This is a genomic window from Oerskovia sp. 140933 (assembly GCF_059651515.1).
Genome location: NZ_JAMXIO010000006.1, coordinates 1 through 21,275, shown reverse-complemented (window position 1 = coordinate 21,275; position 21,275 = coordinate 1). Strand labels below are relative to the sequence as shown.

Annotated in this window: 18 protein-coding genes; 15 read left to right on the top strand and 3 right to left on the bottom strand. The window is 73.8% G+C overall.

Annotation, left to right across the window (positions count from 1 at the left end; all coding sequences use genetic code 11):
* Nucleotides 1–103: 103 nt before the first annotated feature.
* Entirely contained in the window at nt 104–1,471 is a 1,368-nt protein-coding gene (locus NHG27_RS04985) for an FAD-binding oxidoreductase (protein ID WP_497014958.1), read from the top strand.
* Nucleotides 1,472–1,594: 123 nt separating this feature from the next.
* On the opposite strand, the gene NHG27_RS04980 is transcribed toward NHG27_RS04985, so the two are convergent.
* Nucleotides 1,595–3,262, bottom strand: coding sequence for a glycoside hydrolase family 10-like protein (locus NHG27_RS04980; RefSeq protein ID WP_497014957.1), 1,668 nt, complete (start codon nt 3,260–3,262; stop codon nt 1,595–1,597).
* 260 nt (nt 3,263–3,522) lie between these two features.
* Here NHG27_RS04980 and NHG27_RS04975 point away from each other — a divergent pair, with 260 nt between their 5' ends.
* Nucleotides 3,523–3,921: a PadR family transcriptional regulator gene (locus NHG27_RS04975; protein ID WP_193719082.1), complete on the top strand. Its 399-nt coding sequence runs from the start codon at nt 3,523–3,525 to the stop codon at nt 3,919–3,921.
* A complete protein-coding gene (locus NHG27_RS04970) occupies nt 3,918–4,967 on the top strand; it encodes a hypothetical protein (RefSeq protein ID WP_497014956.1) in 1,050 nt (349 codons plus the stop codon). The genes NHG27_RS04975 and NHG27_RS04970 overlap by 4 nt, the downstream gene beginning before the upstream one ends.
* Nucleotides 4,968–5,054: 87 nt before the next feature.
* On the opposite strand, the gene purB is transcribed toward NHG27_RS04970, so the two are convergent.
* The gene (purB, locus tag NHG27_RS04965) at nt 5,055–6,527 is read right to left on the bottom strand and encodes an adenylosuccinate lyase (RefSeq protein ID WP_497014955.1); all 1,473 of its coding nucleotides are present in this window, start codon (nt 6,525–6,527) and stop codon (nt 5,055–5,057) included.
* A gap of 175 nt (nt 6,528–6,702) precedes the next feature.
* Here purB and NHG27_RS04960 point away from each other — a divergent pair, with 175 nt between their 5' ends.
* The 6 genes from NHG27_RS04960 to NHG27_RS04935 all read left to right on the top strand — a co-directional run bounded on the left by NHG27_RS04960 (nt 6,703) and on the right by NHG27_RS04935 (nt 12,729).
* Complete coding sequence (locus NHG27_RS04960; protein WP_497014954.1) at nt 6,703–6,990, top strand: hypothetical protein; 288 nt, start codon at nt 6,703–6,705, stop codon at nt 6,988–6,990.
* Nucleotides 6,987–8,483, top strand: coding sequence for a hypothetical protein (locus NHG27_RS04955; RefSeq protein WP_497014953.1), 1,497 nt, complete (start codon nt 6,987–6,989; stop codon nt 8,481–8,483). The genes NHG27_RS04960 and NHG27_RS04955 overlap by 4 nt, the downstream gene beginning before the upstream one ends.
* Before the next feature lie 189 nt (nt 8,484–8,672).
* On the top strand, nt 8,673–9,629 hold the full coding sequence (locus NHG27_RS04950) for an ABC transporter ATP-binding protein (RefSeq protein ID WP_193719077.1): 957 nt from the start codon (nt 8,673–8,675) through the stop codon (nt 9,627–9,629).
* Nucleotides 9,626–10,567, top strand: a complete 942-nt coding sequence (locus tag NHG27_RS04945) for an ABC transporter permease subunit (protein WP_497014952.1) — start codon at nt 9,626–9,628, stop codon at nt 10,565–10,567. Before NHG27_RS04950 ends, NHG27_RS04945 begins: the two co-directional genes overlap by 4 nt.
* A gap of 63 nt (nt 10,568–10,630) precedes the next feature.
* Complete coding sequence (locus NHG27_RS04940) at nt 10,631–12,055, top strand: sensor histidine kinase (protein ID WP_497014951.1); 1,425 nt, start codon at nt 10,631–10,633, stop codon at nt 12,053–12,055.
* Entirely contained in the window at nt 12,052–12,729 is a 678-nt protein-coding gene (locus tag NHG27_RS04935; protein ID WP_193719074.1) for a response regulator transcription factor, read from the top strand. Before NHG27_RS04940 ends, NHG27_RS04935 begins: the two co-directional genes overlap by 4 nt.
* A 72-nt stretch (nt 12,730–12,801) precedes the next feature.
* Here the strand turns inward: NHG27_RS04935 and NHG27_RS04930 are convergent, their stop codons facing one another.
* On the bottom strand, nt 12,802–13,191 hold the full coding sequence (locus NHG27_RS04930; RefSeq protein ID WP_193719073.1) for a phage holin family protein: 390 nt from the start codon (nt 13,189–13,191) through the stop codon (nt 12,802–12,804).
* 164 nt (nt 13,192–13,355) lie between these two features.
* Between NHG27_RS04930 and hisC the strand changes: the two genes are divergently transcribed.
* From hisC to NHG27_RS04900, 6 genes are all read left to right on the top strand, one after another.
* On the top strand, nt 13,356–14,429 hold the full coding sequence (gene hisC / locus NHG27_RS04925; RefSeq protein WP_497015025.1) for a histidinol-phosphate transaminase: 1,074 nt from the start codon (nt 13,356–13,358) through the stop codon (nt 14,427–14,429).
* 55 nt (nt 14,430–14,484) lie between these two features.
* Nucleotides 14,485–14,766, top strand: coding sequence for a DUF805 domain-containing protein (locus tag NHG27_RS04920; RefSeq protein ID WP_193719071.1), 282 nt, complete (start codon nt 14,485–14,487; stop codon nt 14,764–14,766).
* Between the two features lie 354 nt (nt 14,767–15,120).
* On the top strand, nt 15,121–16,299 hold the full coding sequence (gene pdhA, locus NHG27_RS04915) for a pyruvate dehydrogenase (acetyl-transferring) E1 component subunit alpha (RefSeq protein WP_497015024.1): 1,179 nt from the start codon (nt 15,121–15,123) through the stop codon (nt 16,297–16,299).
* On the top strand, nt 16,296–17,300 hold the full coding sequence (locus NHG27_RS04910; protein ID WP_193719069.1) for an alpha-ketoacid dehydrogenase subunit beta: 1,005 nt from the start codon (nt 16,296–16,298) through the stop codon (nt 17,298–17,300). Before pdhA ends, NHG27_RS04910 begins: the two co-directional genes overlap by 4 nt.
* A gap of 67 nt (nt 17,301–17,367) precedes the next feature.
* Nucleotides 17,368–18,861, top strand: a complete 1,494-nt coding sequence (locus NHG27_RS04905; protein WP_497014950.1) for a dihydrolipoamide acetyltransferase family protein — start codon at nt 17,368–17,370, stop codon at nt 18,859–18,861.
* 44 nt (nt 18,862–18,905) lie between these two features.
* On the top strand, nt 18,906–21,242 hold the full coding sequence (locus NHG27_RS04900) for a choice-of-anchor A family protein (protein ID WP_497014949.1): 2,337 nt from the start codon (nt 18,906–18,908) through the stop codon (nt 21,240–21,242).
* The last annotated feature ends 33 nt before the right edge of the window (nt 21,243–21,275 follow it).

Below are 21,275 nucleotides of genomic sequence, written 5' to 3'. Positions count from 1 at the left end.
GACATTTCCGTCACCCGACGGCGGGACTGTCACCGGAAGCGCTCCCAGTCCTCCCTCTCTGATAGCGCTGCTCCGCGCCACCATCCTGCGAGAGGTACTTCCCATGACTGCCCACGAGACCACTCAGGACGTCGTGCTCGCCGCGCTCGGACAGAGCGTCACCGGCCGCGTCCTCGCCGGGACGGACCCCGATGCCCGGCTCTCCGGCATGAACATCGCGGTCGAGCACCACCCCGACTACGTCGTCCACGCCACGTCCCCCGAGGACGTCCAGGCGACCGTCCGCACCGCCAAGCTCTTCGGGCTGCCCGTCACGGTGTTCAGCACGGGCCACGGGTTCGCGCGGGGGATCGACGGCGGGATCGCGCTCAGCACCGCGGACCTGACCGGGGTCGAGGTCGACGAGCCCGCACGCACGGCCCGCATCGCGGCGGGGACCCGCTGGCGGGACGTGCTCGACGTCGTCACCCCCCTCGGGCTCGCGGCCGTCACCGGGTCGTCGCCCGACGTGGGAGCGGTCGGCTTCCTCCTCGGCGGCGGGATCGGTCCGCTGGCGCGCGAGGTCGGCTTCGGGTCGAGCTACCTCGTCGAGGCGGACGTCGTCGCGGGCGACGGCGAGCTGATCCACGTCGACGAGGCCCACCACCCCGAGGTGCTGCGTGCCCTGCGCGGCGGCAAGTGGGGGCTCGGCGTCGTGACCTCCGTGACGGTTCGCCTGCTGAACCTGGAGACGGTCACGGGCGGGAACTTCTTCGCCCTGGGCGACGACGCCGCGACCCTCTTCCGCACCTACGCCGACTGGGTCGCGACGGCGCCGTCGGACATCACGACCTCGGTCGCGCTGCTGCGCCTGCCGCCGCTCGAGCTCGTGCCCGAGCCGCTGCGCGGCCAGTACGTCGCGAACGTCCGCGTGGCCTCGACGCGGCCGCTGTCCGAGGTCCTGCGGGCCATCGCGCCGCTGCGCACGACCGTGCCGATCGTGATGGACTCGATCGCCGAGATCCCCTACGCCCAGATCGGGGGGGTGCACGCCGACCCGACCGATCCCATGCCGTTCCTCGACGGGTCGACCCTCCTGCACACGTTCGAGCCCCGGACGGCCGACGCGGTGCTCGAGTTCGCCGGACCCCAGACGCAGACCCCGCTCATGATGACCGAGATCCGGCACCTCGGCGGGGCGCTCGCCGACGGCACGCACGGCCCCGACTCCGTCACGGGCCGTGACGCCGCGTTCGCCCTCTTCACGATCGGCCTCCCCGTCCCGGAGCTGTTCGCGGAGGCCGTGCCGGCGGCGATCAACGGCCTGCTCGAGGCCGCACGCCCCTGGTCGCTCGGGCGCACCCAGGCGAACTTCGCGGGGGCGATCAGCGAGGCCGCCCCGTTCGACCTGTGGTCGCCGAGCGACCAGGCGCACCTCGCGACCGTGCGCCGCGAGCTCGACCCGGACGGGCGGTTCGCGCTGCCCGCGTGAGGCCGCGCGTGCCGCAGGTCCCGCGAGGACGCGCCGCGGGAGGACGGGAGCACGAGGCGGGACGTCACGCCGTGCGCCGCCGTCCTCCCGCGCCGCCGTCCGACGGCGAGGGCAGAGGGCGTGTCAGACCCGGCGCACCCCGCTGGGCCGCGACTCGTTCCACAGCCGGTCGAGCGCCGTCACCGCGTAGGTGTAGCGGCGTCCGGTGAGCGCGGTCTCGTCCACCCAGTCCTGCACGACGTGCCCCGAGGTGCGGACCGTCGCGACGAGGTGGGTCGCGTCCTCGATGTCGATGTGGCGGGCGTCGCCCTCGACCCGGTAGACCGCGAAGGACGTGGCCCGGGTCCGGCGGGGGCCCGTGTCGTTCCAGTGCAGCCGGACGCCGTCGGGGACCCGTCGGGCGTTGGCGAGGACCGGGACGCGCAGCGGCGAGACCCCGAGCCGGGGCATCGCGGGCACGAGCGCTGGGTGACGGTAGTGGTCCTCGAGGACCCGGGTCATGGAGCCCTGCGGGTCGGCGGGGACGTGCTTGGCCGAGAAGTAGACGTTGCCCAGCACGGGCGCGACCTCGGCGTCGACCTGCTGCGTGAAGGTCAGGTGGTTCGACATCTCGGCAGGGTCGGTGAAGACCCCCGACGTGACCTTGTAGAGCGCCTCGCCGACGAAGAGCTGCGTGCCGGACTGTGCCGCGACCTCGGCCCACCACGGCACGAGCCGGGCGTAGTCCGCGACGGCGAGCCCGATCTGCCAGTAGATCTGCGGGTTGATGTAGTCGAGCCACCCCTCGGTGACCCACTTGCGCGTGTCGGCGAACTGCATGTCGTAGGACTGCGAGCCGCTCGTGGCCGAGCCGCGAGGGTCGGTCGAGGCGTTCCGCCAGATCCCGAACGGGCTGATCCCGAACTTGACCCACGGCTTGACCTGCTTGATGCGCTGCGAGATGGACTGCACGAACGTGTCGACGTTGTGGCGGCGCCAGTCCTCGACGGTCGCGAAGCCCGCGCCGTGCGTCGCGTAGGTGTGCGCGTCGGGGATGGTCTGGCCCGCGACCGCGTAGGGGTAGAAGTAGTCGTCGAAGTGCACGCCGTCGAGGTCGTAGTTCTCGACCGAGTGCAGGATCGCCCGCTGGATGTGCTCCTGGGCCTCGGGCAGGCCCGGGTCGAAGTAGAGCTTGCCGCCGTAGGCCCACACCCACTCGGGGTGCCGGCGGGCGGGGTGCTCGGGGACGAGCTGGGCGGGGTCGGCCTGCATCGAGACGCGGTACGGGTTGTACCAGGCGTGGATCTCGATGTTGCGCCGGTGCGACTCCTCGACGACGAACGCGAGCGGGTCGTAGCCGGGGTCCTTGCCCTGGGTCCCGGTCAGGTACTGCGACCACGGCTCGTGGGGGCTGGGCCAGAACGCGTCGGCCGTGGGCCTGACCTGCACGAACACGGCGTTGAGGCGGTACTGCTGGGCGACGTCGAGCCAGTGCAGGTACTCGGCCTTCTGCTGCTCGGCGCTGAGCCCGGCGGCCGAGGGCCAGTCGATGTTGACGACGCTCGAGATCCACATGGCGCGCAGCTCGCGCTTGCGCGGCACGGGGCCCGACGGCGCAGCTCCCGTCGCGGGGACGGGTGCGGTCGCGGCTGCCGCGGGGGACAGGGAGCCGATCGTCACGCTCAGCGTGCTGGCCGCGACGCCTGCGGTCGCGAGCGTGAGGAAGCCGCGGCGGCCGAGCCCGCTGGGTGTGGGGGTGTCGGGTACGGGGGTGGCCTCGTCGGGGTCGGTCGGGTGGTGCGTCATGTCCATGCCTCCATTGGTACGGGTCCGATGCATGGAAGAGAGTTTCATAGTTCTCACAGTTTGTGAAGGTTTGCGCCACGTCGCTTGAGGGTGCGCCGGGCCGGTCTGGCCGGTCGGCCGCTGCCGAGAACGGGGTTGAGGTCGCCATTCGACGGATCGCGACCTCAACCCCGTTCTCGGCGCGGCGAACCGGGGGTGAGTGCTCCGGGCGCCGGGGCCGGCGTGTCGGATTCCGATGGATTCGTGGCGAGAGTATGTTCCTCGGCATGGCATCCAAACCGCTCCAGGAACCCGCGTTCCTCGTCCTGTCGGCGCTCGCGACCGGCCCGCTGCACGGCTACGGCATCGCCAAGGACGTCGAGGCCAGCTCGGAGGGCCGCATCACCCTGCGCGTCGGGACCCTCTACGGCGCGATCGACCGGCTCGTCGCCGCAGGGCTCGTCGAGGTCGACCACGAGGAGGTCGTCGACTCCCGCCTGCGCCGGTACTACCGGCTCACGACCGAGGGCGGGGTGCGGCTCGAGGCCGAGGCGCACCGGGCCGAGGCCCAGGCCCGCCGCGCCCTGGAACGCCTGGGCGCCCGACGCAGCCCACGAACCGCCGCGCCCGGACGCACGACGGGGGCAGCGCCGTCGGGCCTGGGTGCAGGACCGGTGCCCGCATGACGGCCGCCGGCGCCGAGCACGGCCAGACCGACCAGGCCCTGCCCGTCGCGCCCGTGCTCGTCCGTGACTACCGCCGCCTGGTGCGTCTCTTCCCGTTCGCCTATCGCCGCGACCACGGCACCGAGGTGCTCGGGCACCTGCTCGACGGCGCCGCGCCGGGCCAGTCCCGCCCGACACCGGCCGAGCGCACCGACCTGCTGCGCGCCGCCGCGAGGGAGTGGCTGCTCGCGCCGCTCGGATCGACCGCCCGGCAGCGCCGCGCCGCGACCGGCCTGCTGACCGTGCTGCTCCCGGCGGTCCTCGGGATCCATGCGGCGAGGGCGCTCGCCCACGCCGCCTGGACCCTGGGTGGTGACGGCGCACCGCTCCTCCTGCAGGTCACGCCCCTGGCGCCGACCTGGGCGGTCTGGTGCGTCGGGGTCGTCGCGGTGCTCGCGGGCCTCGCCCGCACGGGCCGCGCACTGGTCGCGGCCGCGGCTGTCGCGGGGCTCGTGACGCTCGTGGTGCTCGTGGGGTCGGGGCGCGAGCACACCGCCTACCTCGAGGCCGGGTGGGTCCTCGGGCTGGTCGCGCACGCGGTGGTCGTCGCGGAGCACGACCGTCGCCTGGCACCGGGGCGCCGGTGGGGCCGAGCGGCCGGGACGGCGGGGGCCGTGGTCGGCGCCCTCGGCGCGTACGTCATGGTGATCGCGCCCGACAACGCCTGGAACGGCGCCCCGTGGTGGGTGGCTCCGTACGGGAGCGCGTGGACCCTCGGGGGGTTCGTCGCACCGGTCGTCGCCGTCCTGGCCGGCGCGGCGCTCTGGTCGCGGACCCGGCAAGCCGTTCCCGTCCTGCTGGGGGGAGTCGTGGGTGTCGGGCTCGGGCGCTCAGGGCTGTTCTGGTCGGGGAACGTGAACGCCGAGGCCGTGGACGCGGGCAACGTCCTCGCCCTGGTCGGCTGCGCGCTGCTCGCGGTCGTCGCCGCGCGCTGGGTCGTGAACCGGCTCGACGAGCTCGCCGAGGTGCGCGCCGCGCACCGCGCGCTGCTCGGCACGCCGACCTGACCGGTCGCCCGCGGACGAGAACGGGGTTGAGGTCGTCATCCGTCGGATGACGACCTCAACCCCGTTCTCGGCACCTGGGTACCCCGGTCAGTCCAGGTACTCGCCCACGAGCTGCTCCGCGATGCCCGTGTACGTGCCCGGGGTGAGGTCCGTGAGGCGGCGCGTGACGTCGTCGGGCAGGCCGAGGCCCTGGACGAACTCCCGCATCTCCTCGCCCGTCAGGCGGTGCCCGCGCGTGAGGTCCTTGAGGCGCTCGTACGGGTTCTCCATGCCGGGGACGCCCGCGACCGACGCCGCGCGCATGGCCGACTGGATGGGCTCACCGAGCACCTCCCAGTTGGCGTCGAGGTCTGCGGCGAGCAGGTCCGCGTTGACCGCGAGGGCGCGCAGGCCGCGCGAGACGTTGTCCACCGCGAGCAGCGAGTGGCCGAACGCCGGGCCGATGTTGCGCTGCGTCGTCGAGTCCGTGAGGTCGCGCTGGAGGCGCGACGTCACGAGCGTCGAGGCGAGCGTGTCGAGCAGCGCGCAGGAGATCTCGAGGTTCGCCTCGGCGTTCTCGAAGCGGATCGGGTTGACCTTGTGCGGCATGGTCGACGACCCCGTCGCGCCCGGCACCGGGATCTGCTTGAAGAAGCCGAGCGAGATGTACGTCCACACGTCGGTGCTGAGGTTGTGGAGGATGCGGTTGAAGCGGGCCATGTCGCTGTAGAGCTCGGCCTGCCAGTCGTGCGACTCGATCTGCGTCGTCAGCGGGTTCCACGTGAGGCCGAGGCCCTCCACGAAGGACTTCGAGACGGCCGGCCAGTCGACGCCCGGGACCGCGACCGTGTGCGCACCGTAGGTGCCCGTCGCGCCGTTGAGCTTGCCGAGGTACTCGGCGCCCTCGATGCGGCGCAGCTGGCGGCGCAGGCGGTGCGCGAGCACCGCGAGCTCCTTGCCCAGGGTGGACGGCGTCGCCGGCTGGCCGTGCGTGCGGCTCAGCAGCGGGACGGCCGCGTGCTCGCGCGCCATGTCCGCGAGCTGGTCCGTGAGGGCCGTCGCGGCGGGCAGCCACACGTCGCGCACCGCGCCCTGCACCATGAGCGCGTACGACAGGTTGTTGATGTCCTCGCTCGTGCACGCGAAGTGCACCAGCTCGCCCGCCGACGGCAGGACCGTGCCCTCGCCCAGGGCGCCCGGGGCGGCCTCGAGGCGACGCTTGATGTAGTACTCGATCGCCTTGACGTCGTGCACCGTGACGCGCTCGATCTCCCCCAGCTCGGCGATGCCCGCGGCGTCGAAGTCCGTGACGATCGCGCGCAGGTACGCCTTCTCGGCGTCGCTCAGCGTGGGCGCGCCCGGGACCACGGGGCCCTCGGTGAGACGGATGAGCCACTCGACCTCGACGTGGAGGCGCTCGCGGTTGAGCGCGGCCTCGCTCAGGTGGTCGACCAGGGGCGCGACCGCGCCGCGGTAGCGCCCGTCGAGCGGGCCCAGGGCGATGGGCGGGGTGATGTCGGCGAGCGTGGCGCGCTGGGTGGTGGTCACAGGCGCGGCGGAGTCGGCGGAGTCCGTAGGCATGGCGCCATTCTCCCACGCGTGCCCGACGGCGGAGCGGGCGTCTCGCGGTCGTCTCCCCGCCCTGCCACGGGCCGTGGCGGACCTGGCCGTGCACAGGCCCAGCACGTGATCCTCCCGCCCACAGGAAGGTGCGCGGGCTGCCAGGACGGGGTCGGCACGCCCTACGGTCTGCGGCATGTCGACCCTCGCCTCGCCCCCCTCCTGGGCCTCCACGCTCGACGCCGCCGATCCCCGCCCCGAGCTGCAGCGCGCGGCGGACCAGGCGGCCCAGGCCGTCGCGCTGGTGCGCAGGAGCGCCGACGTCGCGTGGAAGGGCAAGGCGTCGGACGGGTACCGCGACCTCGTCGCCGATGCGGTGGACGCGCTGCGCCGGGCGGACATCGAGGCCGACCGGGCCGTCGGGGCGGCCGTCCGGTACCTCCGGGCCGTCGACGCCGCGAACGCCGAGGCGAGCCTGCGATGAGCCGCCCGCCGGACCCGACCGCGGGGATCGTCGTCTCCGGGGGAGTGACGAGCGTCGAGACGGCCGACCTGGTGGCGGCCGCCGCGGTCGTGACCGAGGCCGTGCTGCGGGTCGAGGCCGCCCTCGCTCACGGCCGACGCGCGCACGGGCTGGTCAGCGGGATCCTCGACCCGCCGCCGTCCTCGGTGGCCTGGGCGGGTGGGAGGGCCGCGTGCCACCCGTCGCTCGACCCGGGGCTCCCCGCGTCGTGGACCCCCGTCCCGCCGGAGGTCGCCGCGGCCCGCTCCGCGCTGCTCGAGGAGATCGCCGCCTGCACCGACGCGCTGCTGATCGCCGGACGCCGGCTCGACGGGCTGGTCGACAGGCTCCGCAAGGCCGCAGGGATCTACGAGGAGAGCGAGTCCGGCGTCGAGGGCTTCCTGTCGTGGGCCGCGCGCGTACCGGGCACCGGGGTCGTGCTGGCCGTGGGCGCGGGGCTGGTGGACGTCGCGGTGTGGGCGGCGGCAGGGCAGGGCGTCCGCTGGGAGCGGTTCGTCCGGGGCTCTGCGGCCTACCACGACGAGGCCGTCCGTGACCTGAGCACCTTCCTCGCGCGCGTGAACCCGGTGCCCGACCTCGAGGACCGCTCGGCCGTGGGAGAGGCCGCCGGGATGCTGCGGGGCATGACCGAGTCCTACCGGCGGAGGTTCGCCCCGGCCGTCGTCACGACCGAGCTGACCGGCGACGCCCTGCCCGCCGGCTTCAGCAAGCCCGTCGCGCACAGCGCCGAGGACCTCCTGTCCGGGATCGACGTGGTCTACGGCAAGGGCAACGGCCTCCCGGACTCGGTCGTGTCGGTCGAGAAGTACGTCGACGAGGACGAGAAGGCCACCTGGGTCGTGACCGTGCCGGGCACCCAGCTCGGCAGCGCGACGACGCCGTTCAGCATGACCTCCAACTTCGACCTGGTGCAGGGGGACGACGCCGACAGCACCGCGCACGTCCTCGCCGCGATGCGTCAGGCCGAGATCCCCGAGGGGGAGGAGGTCGTGCTCGTCGGCCACTCGCAGGGCGGCATGGTCGCGATGGCCGTCGCGGCCGCGGCGACCGGGGCGGGAGCGGGCCGCGCGGGTGGAGGCCCCCGCTACGACGTCCGACACGTCCTGACGGCCGGCGCGCCCGTCGGCGGGGCGACGCTGCCCACGACGGTGCGCGGGACGCACGTCGAGATCGAGCAGGAGGTGATCTCCCAGCTCGACGGCACCGACAACCCGGTCGGCCCCGACCGCGTCACGGTCCGGGCGGACCTCGACGCCGCCGGGGCGCCCGAGACCAGGGCCGTGGTCCCGCACGGCGTGCCGTTCCACGTCGACGTCCTGGGCCGCGCCCGCGAGGTCGGCCAGCCAGGACTCGCGGACAACCTCGACGCGATCGAGCGAGCGGTCTCCGGGAGGCGCGTCGAGGAGCGCTACTTCCGCGGGGCGCTCGCCCCGCTCGCCGTCGCACCGCCGTGACGTCGCCGGCTGCCGCCGCAGGCGTCGGCCCGCAGGGAGGCGCGGGGCGGGGCGGGGCGGAGGCGGGACGGTCCGTGAGGGTCCTCCGAAGGGAGGACCCTGCGCGCCGCGGGATCTCGTCCCTGTGGACGTCCCGGGCAGGGGGCTGCCCTCCTACGTTGAGGAGGTCACCGACGGAGGAGCACGCACATGATCCAGGCAGCAGGCCTGACGAAGAGGTACGGGGAGAAGACGGCGGTCGACGACGTCTCGTTCACGGTCCGGCCCGGGGTGGTCACCGGGTTCCTGGGGCCCAACGGTGCGGGGAAGTCGACGACCATGCGGATGATCGTCGGTCTGGACCGGCCGACGGCCGGGACGGTCACGGTCAACGGCGCACCCTACGCACGGCACCGCGCCCCGTTGGGGGAGGTGGGCAGCCTGCTCGACGCGCGGGCGGTGCACCCGGGAAGGTCGGCCAGGGACCACCTGCTCGCCCAGGCGAGGACGCACGGGCTCGGGCGCCGCCGCGTCGAGGAGGTGATCGAGTCCACGGGGCTCGGGCCCGTGGCACGCAGGCGTGCGGGGACGTTCTCGCTCGGCATGGGGCAGCGCCTCGGGATCGCGTCGGCGCTGCTCGGTGATCCTCGGACGCTGATCCTCGACGAGCCCGTCAACGGGCTGGACCCCGAGGGCGTGCTGTGGGTGCGCACGCTGCTGCGCGGTCTGGCGGCCGAGGGGCGGACCGTGCTGCTGTCCTCGCACCTCATGAGCGAGATGGCGCTCACGGCGGACCACCTCGTCGTCCTCGGCCGTGGCCGTGTGATCGCCGACGCCCCCCTGGCGGAGATCGTGGCCCGGGCCCAGACGGCCACGGTCAGGGTCAGGACGCCCATGACCGCGGAGCTCGAACGGGAGCTGCGTCGTCGCCCGGGCGTGGGTGTCACGTCCGTGGAGCGTGACGTGCTCGACGTGACGGGGTGCACGGCCCCGGAGGTGGTCGCCGCCGCGGCGACCGTCGGGGTCGCCGTCCACGAGCTCGCCCCCGTGCGGACCTCGCTCGAGGACGCCTACCTGCGCTTGACCGCCGACGCGGTCGAGTACCGCTCGACCCCCGTCCCCGGCGCTCCCGCGCCGGGCCGCGCCAGCCTCGGAGGCTCTCGATGACCACGCCCGCCACCAGCGCGTCCGCCACCAGCGCGCCCGCCGGACCGACGACCCTCGGCCCGGCTGGGTCCGCCCCGGCCACGCCCGCCCCCGGGGGGCCCGCCGCAGGGCCCGTCGGCACACCGTCCCGGCTCGTGCCCGTCCGCCCGGCGACCTTCGGCCGGCTCGTCGCGGCCGAGTGGACCAAGCTCCGTTCGCTCCGGTCGAGCTGGTGGGTCCTCGGCGTCGGCCTGCTGTTCCTGCCCGCGCTCGCCGCGTCGCGGATGACGAGCATCGCCCAGGTCCCGGAGGCGGTCGGGAGCCCGGGCCTGGTCGGGGCCGTGTACGTGACGTCCGGGGTGGTGCTGTCCCAGCTCGCGTTCTGCACGCTGGGCGTGCTCGCCGTCACGGGGGAGTACGGGACGGGGCAGATCCGGTCGACGCTCGCGGCCGCGCCGGCCCGCGTGCCGGCCCTGGGGGCCAAGCTCGTGGTCACGGTAGGCGCCGTGGCGGTGGCCTCGCTCGCCGGGGTCGCGCTCGCGTGGGCGGCCGGCGCCGCGTGGTTCGACGCGACCGGCATGTCGGTGGACCTCGCACGGGCGGAGGACGCCCGGATCGTCCTGGGCGTCCCGCTCTACCTGGCGGCCGTGACGGCGCTCGCGTTCGGCATCGGCACGATCGTGCGGAGCTCGGCCGGGGGCGTCACGATCGTGCTCGGCCTCCTGCTCGTCGTGGAGAACGGGCTCGCCGCGATCCCGTGGGGACCGGTCCAGACGTTCGTCACGTACCTGCCGTCGAGCGCGGGCAGCCGGTTGCTCCAGTCGGAGGCCGTCGGTTCGGTGATCACCACGTCGAGCAGCACGGCGCTGTCCCCCTGGGGCGGCTACGGTGTACTGCTCGTGTGGGTCGTCGTGGTGCTCGCCGTCGCCGGGGTGCTCCTGCGTCGTCGGGACGCCTGAGCGTGGTACCCGCCCCCAGCGCGGCACCGCCCCCGGGCGGGTGGCTCGTGGTGAGGAGAGAGCATGAGCAACGAGACGTCTGCACCGCCCCCGGTCTTCACCGAGCTGTCCGCGCGCCGGCTGGGGCCGGTCCGCCGGTACCTGGTGCGGCACCCGGTCGTCGTGGACGTGCTGCTCGTCGTGTGCTTCGCCGCCTGGGCGTCGCTCATGGGCCTGGGCGCGGACTCGATGTACGTCCTGCACGCCTACCTGGGCGGGGAGCAGGTCCTGCAGATGCAGCTCACGTCGCTGGCGCTCACGGTGTGCGGGGCGGTGGCGCTGTGCTGGCGGCGTCGCCGTCCGGTTCTCGTGGCCGTGGTCATGAGCGTCCTGGGCGTGGCGGCGCTCGCGGCCACGGGGGCGACGTCGGGCTTCGAGGTGGGGGTCGCGATCGCCCTGTACGCGGTCGCGCGGTCGAGGCGGCCGGTCGTGACGTGGGCCGTGTGCGCCGCGTCGGTGGCCGCCCTGCTGGTCGGTGCCCGCCTGCTGCCCCTGGCGACGACGGTGGGCGCCATCAGCATGGGGCTCGACCCGGGGGACGCCGCCGAGGCCGCGGCCGGGCGGGTGGGGGCCTTCCTCCAGAGCGCGGTCTGGTACCAGACCGCGGTCCCCGTCCTGGTGCTCGCGCTCCTCGCGGTCGCGCTGGGGACGAGCGTGCGCAACCGTCGGCTGCACGTCGCGGCGTTCGTGGACGCCGCCAACGCGCTCGCGCGGGACCTGGAGCAGCGCGAGCGGTTGGCGCAGGCGGCGGAGCGGGCGCGCATCGCGCGCGAGATGCACGACGTCGTCGCGCACAGCATCTCGGTCATGGTCGCGCTCGGCGGGGGTGCGGCCGCCGCGATCGACTGGGCGCCCGACCGGTCACGCACCGCGCTCGACGAGCTCGTCGCGACGGGACGCTCGGCGCTCGGCGACATGCGGCGCGTCCTGGACGTCCTGCACGACGACGACGGCGACGGTGCCGACGGGCCGGTGGCCGCTGCGGGGGCGCCGACGAGCGACGTGGGGACGCCGGCGAGCACCGTCGGGGGCGCGCCGCTCGAACCTCAGCCGGGCACCCCCGACCTGACCGCGCTCGTCGAGCGCTTCCGCACGGCCGACCTGCCGGTCACGGCGTCGGGCCTGACCGACGCAGGCCTCGACGGCCTCGACGCGAGCATGCAGCTCGCCGTCTACCGGATGGTCCAGGAGGCCTTGACCAACGTGCTGCGGCACGCGCCGGGCACGCCTGCGGTCGAGGTGGGGGTCACCCGGGGCCGGGAGCACGTCGAGGTCGTCGTGACCGACGGCGGCCCCACGGTCCCCGTCGAGCCGGCCCACGGGGCGCAGCGCGGGCTCGTCGGGATGCGTGAGCGCGCCGCGGTGTTCGGCGGGACGGTCGAGGCGGGGCGGAACGGGGCAGGATGGCAGGTCCGTGCGGTCCTGCCGCTGAACGAGGGAGTCGCATGACGAAGGTCCTGCTGGTCGACGACCAGGCGCTGGTCCGCATGGGCTTCCGGCTCCTGCTGGAGAGCGCGGAGGGTGTCGAGGTCGTCGGCGAGGCGGCCGACGGGGGGAGCGCGGTCGACCAGGTCCGGGCGTTGCGGCCGGACGTCGTCGTCATGGACGTGCGCATGCCCGGCGTCAACGGCATCGACGCGACCCGGGACATCGTCGCGGAGCATCCCGGCGTCCGGGTCCTCGTCCTGACGACGTTCGACCTGGACGAGTACGCGTTCGCGGCGTTGCGGGCCGGGGCGAGCGGCTTCCTGCTCAAGGACGCGGGTCCCGCCGAGCTCGTGACGGCGGTCCGGACGGTGGCCTCGGGGGACGCCGTGGTCTCGGCGCGGGTGACGCGGCGCATGCTCGAGCTGTTCGCCGACCGGTTCCCGGAGTCCGGCGCGGCCCCGGCCGCCGGCGCGACGCATCCCCGGCTGGCGGGTCTCACGCCGCGCGAGACGGACGTGCTGCACTGCATCGCGGAGGGCCTGTCGAACGCGGAGATCGCCGACCGGCTCTTCCTGTCGGAGACGACCGTCAAGACCCACGTGGGGCGCATCCTCGCCAAGCTCGGGGTCCGCGACCGGTTGCAGGCCGTGGTGCTCGCCTACGAGTCGGGGCTCGTGCGCGCGCGGACCGACTGACCGGCGGGCCCGCACGGTCAGGCCCCCACGGTCAGGCCCGCACGGTCAGGCCCCACGGTCAGGCCCGCACGGTCAGACCCGTGACTTGGGCGCGACGACCGCGGAGATCGCGAAGTTCAGCACGCCGATGATGAGCGCGGCGAGCAGCGCCCACCAGAACCCGCCCTCGATGCGGATGCCCCAGTCGGTCTGCTCGGTGATCCACGCCGTGAGCATCAGCATCAGGGCGTTCACCACGAGCGTGAACAGGCCGAGCGTGAGGATGTAGAGCGGGATCGAGATGATCTGCACGATCGGCTTGATGATCGCGTTGACGAGCGAGTAGATGAGGGCCACGGCCAGGACGATGACGATCTGGCCGCCGACGGTGTCGGAGCCGACGATCGCGAAGTGGTCGTCGATGAACAGGCTCGTGAGCCAGATCGCGATGCCGGTGACGATGACGCGGATGACGAAGCTCATGCATGTCATCCTGCCATCCCTGTCCACGGGACCGCGGGGCCACGCCGTCGAGGGGTGGGTCGTGCCCGGCGCGCGCCGCGCTCCCCGGGCCGGTGCGTGGGCCCGGGAGGTGGGCGGCGCCGTCGGGCGGCGGGGGACAGTGGCATCCTGGGGGCGTGACCGAGCTGCCCCCCCAGACCTCCCGTGTCCCCCTGCGTCCCGCCGTCGCCGCGCTGCCGGCCTACGTGCCGGGGGCGCGGCTCGCGCCGGGGTCGAGCGCGTTCAAGCTGTCGTCCAACGAGAACCCGTACCCGCCGCCCGCCGCGGTGGTCGCGGCGGTCGTCGACGCGGCGGCCGACACCAACCGCTACCCCGACATGTACGCGACCGACCTGACGGAGGCGCTCGCCACGGACCTGGGGGTCGACGCGTCGCAGGTCGTCGTGGGCAACGGCTCGGTGGCCGTGCTCGCGCACATCCTGTCGGCCGTGGTCGACGCGGGCGACGAGGTCGTCTACCCGTGGCGCTCGTTCGAGGCGTACCCGATCGCGGTCGCGGTCGCGGGCGGCACCTCGGTGCGCGTGCCCGTGACGCAGGACGGTCGCCTCGACCTGCCCGCGATGGCCGCGGCGATCAGCGACCGGACCCGCGTGGTCCTGGTCTGCACGCCCAACAACCCGACGGGCCCGGTGGTGCACGCGGGCGAGCTCGCGACGTTCCTCGCGTCCGTGCCGGGCGACGTCCTGGTGGTCCTCGACGAGGCCTACCTCGAGTTCGTGCGCGACCCGCAGGCGCCCGACGGCCTCGCTGTCCTCGCGGCGCACCCCAACGTGGTGCTGCTGCGCACGCTCTCCAAGGCCTACGGCCTGGCGGGGCTGCGCGTGGGCTACGCGGTCGCCGAGCCCGCGCTCGCGGCGGGCGTCCGCGCGGTGTCGACGCCGTTCGGCGTCTCGCACGTCGCGCAGCGCGCGGCCCTGGCGGCGCTGTCGGTCAAGGACGAGCTGCTCGAGCGCGTCGAGCACCTGGTCTCGCGGCGCGAGCGCCTGGTCGAGGGGCTGCGCGACCAGGGGTGGGACCTGCCGGAGACGCAGGCGAACTTCGTGTGGTTCCCGCTGGGCGGCCCGACGGCGGAGCTCGCCGCGGGCGCGTCGGCCGCCGGGCTGCTGGTGCGTCCTTTCGCGGGCGAGGGCATCCGGGTGAGCGTGGGCGAGGAGGAGGCGACCGAGGCGTTCCTGAAGGTCGCGGCGGGCTGGCGCTGACGGGTACCGGTCGCCACCTGTTGCCGAGGTGTCCGCCCGGGAGAAGACTCCCGGTATGGACACTCCCACGGTCGACGAGATCCCGGACGAGTACGCCTGGTTGTTCGGCACGGCGGGCCTGATCCTGTGGGCCGCGGTCGCCGTCATCTTCCTGATCGCGTACATCCAGATCATCCGCAAGGCCGGGTACTCGGGGTGGTGGGTCCTGGTGGGGATCGTGCCGCTGCTGAACATCGTGATGTTCCTGGTGTTCGCGTTCTCGACGTGGCCCGTGACGCGGGAGCGGGACGCGCTGCGTGCACGCGGGGGCTACCCCGGGGTGTACCCGCCGGGGTGAGCGCGAGGCCGGGAGCGGGCGGGCGCGCGTCCTCGTCCGGGCGCGGGATTCTGACGGGTTGCGCCAACCGATCCGTCCGTGACGCCCTGGTTCGGGGGGAGACGCGGACGCTCGCTTGGAGGGAACCTCCAAAGACGTGCGGGGAAGGTTTGTCCTCCAATGGCGGAGGAGCCGAGGGCCTCGTAGCCTACGCTTGCGTAAGCTACGGTGTCGTAGGTTCGGTTGGAGACGACCGAGGACCGCCCCCGAGCGACCCGGGCTCACGCCTCGGGCCGCACCGAAGGAGAACGCGTGAACCAGCAGCACACCGCCCCCGCGGCCGACCTCGCAGCCGAGCCTGCCGGCGACCCGCTCGTGGGCTCGCCGGACACCGGGGCGGACCTTCCCGTCGACGCGGACCTGCTCCAGCTCCTGACCCCCGCCGGGGTGCGGGTCGAGACCCCGGACAACGCGGCCTACCGCGAGCGGGTGGCTCACCTCGACGCCGACGCCCTGCGCGGCCTGTACCGCGACATGGTCCTGACCCGCCGCTTCGACGACGAGTCGACGTCGCTGCAGCGCCAGGGCGAGCTCGGGCTCTTCCCCCAGGCGCTCGGGCAGGAGGCCGCGCAGATCGGCTCGGGTCGCGCGCTGGCCCCGCAGGACTACGTCTTCCCGTCCTACCGCGAGCACGGGGTCGCCTGGACGCGCGGCGTCGACGTGGCCGACATCCTGCGCCAGTTCCGCGGCATCGACCACGGCGGCTGGGACCCGGAGGCGCACAACTTCCACCTGTACACGCTCGTGATCGGCTCGCACACGCTGCACGCGACGGGCTACGCGATGGGCATCCAGCGCGACGGCCTCGTCGGCACGGGGGACGCGACCAAGGACGCCGCGGTCGTGACCTACTTCGGCGACGGCGCCACGTCCCAGGGCGACGTGAGCGAGGCCCTCGTCTTCGCCGCGGTCAACGAGTCCCCGGTCGTCTTCTTCTGCCAGAACAACCAGTGGGCCATCTCGGAGCCCACGACCAAGCAGTCGCGCGTGCCCATCCACCAGCGCGCGCACGGGTTCGGCATCCCGAGCCTGCGCGTCGACGGCAACGACGTCCTCGCGTGCTACGCCGCGACGGCCGAGGCGCTCGAGCGGGCGCGGTCGGGCGGCGGTCCCACGTTCATCGAGGCGTACACGTACCGCATGGGCGCGCACACCACCTCGGACGACCCCACGCGCTACCGCACCTCCGAGCAGGAGGCGCTGTGGCGCCGTCGGGACCCCATCGACCGCCTGCGCCTCCTGCTGGAGGCCGAGGGCGCGTGGGACGTGCAGTGGGCCGCGGACCTCGAGGCCGAGGGCGACGCCCTGGGCGAGCGGCTGCGGACGTTCGTGCGCGGCCTGGGCCGCCCGTCGACCGAGTCGATGTTCGAGCACGTGTACGCGACCGAGCACGCGGTCGTCACGGCCGAGCGCCGGTGGTTCGAGGAGTACGAGGCGTCCTTCGCGGACGACGGCGCGTCGCGGACGCACGACCAGCACGGAGGAGCACGATGAGCGCGCCGACCACCACCACCGCGACCCGGCTCACGCTGGGCAAGGCCGTCAACGAGGGCCTGCGCGCCTCGCTCGCGGCCGACCCCAAGGTCCTGCTCATGGGGGAGGACATCGGGAAGCTCGGCGGCGTCTTCCGCGTGACCGACGGTCTGCAGGCCAGCTTCGGCGAGGACCGCGTGGTCGACACCCCGCTCGCCGAGTCCGGCATCGTCGGGACCGCGATCGGCCTGGCGCTGCGCGGCTACCGACCCGTGTGCGAGATCCAGTTCGACGGGTTCATCTTCCCGGCCTACGACCAGATCACGACGCAGCTCGCCAAGATGCACTACCGCTCGCGCGGACGCCTGAACCTGCCCGTGGTCATCCGCGTGCCGTTCGGTGGCGGGATCGGCGCCGTCGAGCACCACAGCGAGAGCCCCGAGGCGCTGTTCGCCCACACCCCGGGCCTGCGCGTCGTGTCCCCCTCGACGCCCCAGGACGCCTACACGATGATCCGCGAGGCCATCGCGTCCCCGGACCCCGTGCTGTTCTTCGAGCCCAAGGGTCACTACTGGGACAAGGGCGACGTCGTGCTCGACGCCCCCGTGGCGGACGCGACGCTCAACTCCGCGGTCGTGCGGCGCGAGGGCACGGACCTGACGCTCGTCGCGTACGGCCCCACGGTCGCGACCGCGCTCAAGGTCGCCGCCGCGGCAGCGACCGAGGGCCGCTCGATCGAGGTCGTGGACCTGCGCACCATCTCCCCGCTCGACACCGCGACGGTCGTCGCCTCGGTGCGCAGGACCGGGCGGTGCGTGGTCGTGCACGAGGCCGCGACGTTCCTCGGCTCGGGAGCCGAGATCGCGGCCCGCGTGACCGAGGAGTGCTTCTACGAGCTCGAGTCGCCCGTGCTGCGCGTCGGCGGCTTCCACACGCCGTACCCCGTCGCGAAGCTCGAGCACGAGTACCTGCCGAGCCTCGACCGCGTCCTCGACGCCGTCGACCGCGCCCTGGCGTACTGAGGCCCCCAGCCCAGCGGGTCCTCGACCCACCGACCTTCCCGACCACAGTTCACACGAGGAGCAGGCAGTGCCCACCTTCGAGCAGTTCAAGCTCCCTGACGCCGGCGAGGGACTCACCGAGGCGGAGATCGTGCAGTGGCACGTCGCCGTGGGTGACGAGGTCACGGTCAACCAGACGATCGTGGAGATCGAGACGGCCAAGTCCCTCGTCGAGCTCCCGTCGCCCTACACGGGCGTCGTCACCGAGCTGCTCGCGGACGAGGGCGTCACGGTCGAGGTCGGCGTGCCGATCATCGTGATCGACACCGACCCGACGGGCGCGCCGTCCGCGTCGGCTCCCGCCGCGGCTGCGGCGCAGTCCCCGGAGGCCGAGCCGTCGGAGGGGAGCGGTGCGGTCCTCGTCGGCTACGGGGTCGCCGAGCAGGCGAGCGCGCGACGCCCGCGCCGCGGCGCGACGGCCGCAGCACCCGCAGGCCCGACGGCGCAGCGCACCGCCCCCGCCGCACCGTCCGTGCAGCCCGCCCCGGCACCCGACCCGAGCCGGGGGACCGCGCCCGCCTCTGCACCCGCCGCACCCGCGCAGCAGGCCCGGCCGGCGCCGTCGGGCCCGATCCGCGCCCTGGTCTCCGCCGCGACGACCGGCCGGACAGTCCTCGCCAAGCCCCCCGTGCGCAAGCTCGCGCGCGACCTGGGCGTCGAGCTCGCGTCGGTGCCCGCGACGGGGCCTGGCGGGATCATCACGCGCGAGGACGTGCTGTCGTACAACGCGCGCTCCGAGCCCCGCACGCTCGCGACGTACGCGGGCGACGACTCGCCCTGGCTCAACGACGCGGGCGCGGGGTCCACCGTGACCCCGGACGGGCGCCAGACGCGCGTGCCCGTGAAGTCCGTGCGCAAGCGCACGGCCGAGGCCATGGTGCAGAGCGCGTTCACGGCGCCGCACGTGACCGAGTTCCACACGGTCGACGTCACCAAGACCATGAAGCTCGTCGCGCGCCTGCGCGAGGACCGCGAGTTCAAGGACGTGCGCGTCACGCCCCTGCTCATCACGGCCCGCGCGCTCCTGCTCGCCGTGCGCCGCCACCCGGAGATCAACGCGAGCTGGGACGAGGCCGCCCAGGAGATCGTCTACAAGCACTACGTGAACCTGGGGATCGCGGCCGCGACGCCCCGCGGGCTCGTGGTGCCCAACATCAAGGACGCGCACCGCCTCGACCTCAAGGGCCTCGCGCAGGGGCTCTCGGACCTCACGGCCACGGCTCGCGCCGGGAAGACGTCGCCCGCCGACATGTCCGACGGGACCATCACCATCACCAACGTGGGCGTGTTCGGGATCGACACCGGGACACCCATCCTCAACCCGGGCGAGGCCGCGATCCTCGCGTTCGGCGCGGTCCGCGAGCAGCCGTGGGTCCACAAGGGCAAGATCAAGAAGCGCTGGGTCACGCAGCTCGCCCTGAGCTTCGACCACCGCCTCGTCGACGGCGCCCTGGGCGCGTACGTCCTCGCGGACGTCGCGAAGATCCTCGAGGACCCGGCGCAGGCGCTCGTCTGGGGCTGAGCGCCTCGTCGGACACCGGCACGAGGAGGGGGAGGGCACGCGACGTGCCCTCCCCCTCTCGTCGTCCCGGGACCGTCGCGGCGTCGGTCGTCGGAATCACGGCTGCGCTGACGCTCGGCGCGGCGACGGTCGGCCCGTTCGTCCCGCCCGCCGCGGCGGTGCAGCTGCCGACGTGCCCCGACGGCGACACCGACGGGACCGTGGGGCCGCCCCTGTTCACCGACAACGCCGTCGCGACGTACGTCGGCGGTGACTTCACGGCGAACGAGAACGCTGCCGAGAGCGAGGGCCTCATGGTCGTCCACGGCGACGCGAGCTTCCTGCGGAACGGGATCTTCAACGTCGGCGTCGTGGGCGCGGGGTCCGGGGTGGTACCCACGCCCGGGTCGACCATGCTGGCCGTGGGCGGCACCCTGACGATCGGTCCGTCGTCGGCCGTCGACGTCGGTGCGGGCGCGACCGGGGGCGGAGCGGTGCACGTCGGGGGGCTCATCGACGACGACTCGCGGCTGCTGACCAACGGGGCGGGCGCCATCGAGAACATGGGGCCGAGCGCGCTGCTGCCCTACGACCCCACGGTCTTCCCGGACGAGATGGACGACGTGTCGGCCGAGATGGCCGCGTTCGCGGCGAACGGCACCACCGCCCGCACCGGGAACACCGTCGTCTTCACCGCAGGGCCCGACGTACCGGCCCACGCGGGCCTCCAGGTCTTCGAGGTCGACGCCACCACCCTCAACGGCGCGACCGCGCTCCAGTTCAACTCGATCCCCGACGGCGACTCGATCGTGGTCAACGTGACCGGGGGGCCCGTGTCCTTCTCACCGCAGGACTTCACCGCCGACGGGGTGCGGGTCGACGCGTTCGGCTTCCCAGGGTTCGGGGCGTTCGCGTCGAGCCTCCTGTGGAACTTCACCGGGGACACCACGGTGACGATCGGCCAGAACGGCCAGTTCATGGGTTCGGTCATGGGGCCGGACATCGACCTCACCGCGACCACGAGCATCAACGGCCGCATCCTCGTCGGTGGCGACCACGTCATGGGCGGCGCGGGCACCGAGCACCACAACTACCCGTGGAACTGGGCCTTCCCGTGCGACGACGAGGTACCCGAGATCCCCACCGAGGTCGGTCAGGTCACGGTGACCAAGACCGTCGCCCCCGGGTCCGGGCTGACGAACCTCGTGTTCACCGGGTCGGCACGCTGCACGCTCCCGGGCGGGGCGGTCTTCGTGACGCGCTGGGCCGTCAAGGCCGACGAGGTCACGGTCTTCGGCAACATCCCCGTCGGCGAGACGTGCACGATCGTCGAGAACCTCGACGGGGTCTACGAGGACGTGGGGGGTGTCCTCGTCCCCGTCGACGTCGGGGACCGGCAGTGGGGCGAGCCGGTGTTCACGATCGACGGCGAGGCGACGAACGTCTTCGAGATCACGGAGGCGGGCCAGGACATCACGATCGGCCTGGCGAACGCGCTGCTCGGCACGGTCGACGTGACGAAGGTCGTGTCCGGTCCCGAGGGCGGGTACGTGGGGGACCGTGCGTTCGACGTCGACTGGCAGTGCTCCGCCGGGGCGTACGTCGACGGCGTCGCGGTCGACCCCGCGGTCACGTCCGGCACGGTGAGCGTCGCCGCGGGCGCGACGGCCCGACCGGACGTCGACGGCGGCGAGGCGTGGTTCCCGGTGGGCGCCACGTGCACCTTCTCCGAGGCGACGCCCACCACGGGGCCCGGCGACTTCGCCGACGGTTCCTACGAGTGGAGCGGGTCGGACGTGGTCCCGGCCGACGTCGTGATCGGGACGGGGGAGCCCGGGATCGTCCAGGTCACCGTGACGAACACCTTCCGCAGCACGCTCGGCGGGTTCCGGATCGCGAAGGCGCTCGCGGGGGAGGGGGCCGCCCAGGTCCCCACCGACGCCACGTTCACCGTGCGCTACTCCTACGAGCTGGGCGGCACGACCGTCAGCCAGGACGTCCAGGTCCCCGCCGACGGGACCGCCGTGGACGGGCCGCAGGACCTGCCCGAGGGGACCGTCGTCACGTTCGAGGAGATCGCGCTCCCGGGGCTCGCCGGCATCACCTGGGGGACTCCGACCATCACGGTCGACGGCCAGACGACGAACCGGCTCGTCGTCGGCGGCGGGTCCGTCGCGCAGGTCGTCGTGACGAACACGGCCGACGTCACCCCGACGCCGACCCCGACCGACCCGGCGACGCCGTCCGTCCCCACGACCCCGCCCGTCCCCACGACGCCGGGGGACGAGCTCGCGATGTCCGGGGCCGACGTCGCGACCATCGCCGGGCTGTCCGCGCTGTTCGTCTCCCTGGGGCTCCTCGCGGTCGTGGCCAGGCGCCGCACGGCCTCGCGCACCCCGTAGCGGGACCGGCCGACGACGAGGGGTGGCGAGCCG

Excerpts from the sequence above, each read along its gene's own strand:
- NHG27_RS04985 (WP_497014958.1), top strand. The coding sequence starts at position 104 with ATGACTGCCCACGAGACCACTCAGGACGTCGTGCTCGCCGCGCTCGGA.
- NHG27_RS04980 (WP_497014957.1), bottom strand. The coding sequence starts at position 3,262 with ATGGACATGACGCACCACCCGACCGACCCCGACGAGGCCACCCCCGTA.
- NHG27_RS04975 (WP_193719082.1), top strand. The coding sequence starts at position 3,523 with ATGGCATCCAAACCGCTCCAGGAACCCGCGTTCCTCGTCCTGTCGGCG.
- NHG27_RS04970 (WP_497014956.1), top strand. The coding sequence starts at position 3,918 with ATGACGGCCGCCGGCGCCGAGCACGGCCAGACCGACCAGGCCCTGCCC.
- purB (WP_497014955.1), bottom strand. The coding sequence starts at position 6,527 with ATGCCTACGGACTCCGCCGACTCCGCCGCGCCTGTGACCACCACCCAG.
- NHG27_RS04960 (WP_497014954.1), top strand. The coding sequence starts at position 6,703 with ATGTCGACCCTCGCCTCGCCCCCCTCCTGGGCCTCCACGCTCGACGCC.
- NHG27_RS04955 (WP_497014953.1), top strand. The coding sequence starts at position 6,987 with ATGAGCCGCCCGCCGGACCCGACCGCGGGGATCGTCGTCTCCGGGGGA.
- NHG27_RS04950 (WP_193719077.1), top strand. The coding sequence starts at position 8,673 with ATGATCCAGGCAGCAGGCCTGACGAAGAGGTACGGGGAGAAGACGGCG.
- NHG27_RS04945 (WP_497014952.1), top strand. The coding sequence starts at position 9,626 with ATGACCACGCCCGCCACCAGCGCGTCCGCCACCAGCGCGCCCGCCGGA.
- NHG27_RS04940 (WP_497014951.1), top strand. The coding sequence starts at position 10,631 with ATGAGCAACGAGACGTCTGCACCGCCCCCGGTCTTCACCGAGCTGTCC.
- NHG27_RS04935 (WP_193719074.1), top strand. The coding sequence starts at position 12,052 with ATGACGAAGGTCCTGCTGGTCGACGACCAGGCGCTGGTCCGCATGGGC.
- NHG27_RS04930 (WP_193719073.1), bottom strand. The coding sequence starts at position 13,191 with ATGAGCTTCGTCATCCGCGTCATCGTCACCGGCATCGCGATCTGGCTC.
- NHG27_RS04920 (WP_193719071.1), top strand. The coding sequence starts at position 14,485 with ATGGACACTCCCACGGTCGACGAGATCCCGGACGAGTACGCCTGGTTG.
- NHG27_RS04910 (WP_193719069.1), top strand. The coding sequence starts at position 16,296 with ATGAGCGCGCCGACCACCACCACCGCGACCCGGCTCACGCTGGGCAAG.